Source organism: Paraburkholderia silvatlantica, assembly GCF_003096715.1.
In the GTDB taxonomy this organism is placed as follows: domain Bacteria; phylum Pseudomonadota; class Gammaproteobacteria; order Burkholderiales; family Burkholderiaceae; genus Paraburkholderia; species Paraburkholderia silvatlantica.
In genome coordinates this window covers 1-1,209 of record NZ_QEOL01000076.1, presented here as the reverse complement: position 1 = coordinate 1,209, position 1,209 = coordinate 1, and the positions used below count along the sequence as shown (strand labels likewise).

The window sequence follows — 1,209 nt, the reverse complement described above, 5'->3', positions numbered from 1 at the left end:
GTCTGTTCCGTTGCCACACGATCATGAACTGCGTCGACGTTTGCCCGAAGGGCCTGAACCCGACGAAGGCGATCGGCAAGATCAAGGAACTGATGTTCCGCCGCGCAGTTTGATGTTGCTGTTCTGAAATGGAATCGCACCAGTCTGACCCTCATCGCCGCGCGCGTCTTCGCTGGCGCGCGCGGCGCGGCCTGCTCGAAAATGATCTGATTTTTGAGCGGTTTTTCGAGCGCCATGAGCATGAACTCAGCGACGCCGACGTGGGCGCTCTCACGCGCCTGCTAGAGCTGAGCGATAACGACCTGATGGACTTGCTGCTCGCACGCAAGGAACCAGAAGGCGACCTTGCCGACCCGGACGTGAAGCGGGTGCTGGAGCTGCTTCGGAACGTCTGAGTGCGGCGGCGCGCAGTTATGCGGGCTGTCGCCGCGCCGGACGTACAAACTATCGAATCCCGTGTTTATCTTCGATTGAGGATGTGCTATGACCCCGTCTGATGTAAAAGCCACGCTATCGTTCAGCGACAATTCGCCGAGCGTCGAACTGCCGATCTACAAGGGCACGATGGGCCCGGATGTGATCGACATCCGCAAACTGTACGGTCAGACCGGCAAGTTCACGTATGACCCGGGCTTCATGTCGACGGCGTCGTGCAACTCGGCGATCACGTACATCGACGGGGACAAGGGCGAGCTGCTGTACCGCGGCTACCCGATCGACAACCTCGCGCAGAACGCCGACTTCCTCGAAACCTGCTACCTGCTGTACCGCGGCGAACTGCCGAACCAGGCACAGAAGAATGAGTTCGTGAAGACCGTCACGCAGCACACGATGGTTCACGAGCAAATGCAGTTCTTCTTCCGCGGCTTCCGCCGCGACGCGCATCCGATGGCGATTCTCGTCGCCGCAGTGGGCGCGCTGTCGGCGTTCTATCACGACTCGCTCGACATCAACAATCCGAAGCATCGTGAAGTTTCGGCGATCCGCATGATCGCGAAGCTGCCGACGCTGGTCGCCATGGCGTACAAGTACTCGATCGGCCAGCCGTTCGTGTATCCGCAGAACGATCTGTCGTACAGCGCGAACTTCATGCGCATGATGTTCTCGAACCCGTGCGAAGAGTACAAGGTCAACGACGTGCTCGTGCGCGCGCTCGACCGTATCCTCATCCTGCACGCCGACCACGAGCAGAACGCTTCGACGTCTACC

General features: G+C 59.7%; 2 protein-coding genes and 1 pseudogene. All 3 read left to right on the top strand.

Features of this window, described 5'->3' with window-relative positions; translation table 11 throughout:
• Window positions 1-113: pseudogene (sdhB, locus tag C7411_RS36825) on the top strand (succinate dehydrogenase iron-sulfur subunit); the annotation flags it as partial.
• Window positions 114-128: 15 nt separating this feature from the next.
• A complete protein-coding gene (locus tag C7411_RS36820) occupies window positions 129-395 on the top strand; it encodes an FAD assembly factor SdhE (RefSeq protein WP_042273268.1) in 267 nt (88 codons plus the stop codon).
• An 88-nt stretch (window positions 396-483) separates the two neighbouring features.
• Window positions 484-1,209 (top strand): citrate/2-methylcitrate synthase (locus C7411_RS36815; RefSeq protein ID WP_279306318.1); only part of this gene is annotated, 726 nt, incomplete at its 3' end.

Bases quoted from the DNA above. Each gene is read 5' to 3' on its own strand.
- C7411_RS36820 (WP_042273268.1), top strand. From the start codon at position 129: ATGGAATCGCACCAGTCTGACCCTCATCGCCGCGCGCGTCTTCGCTGG.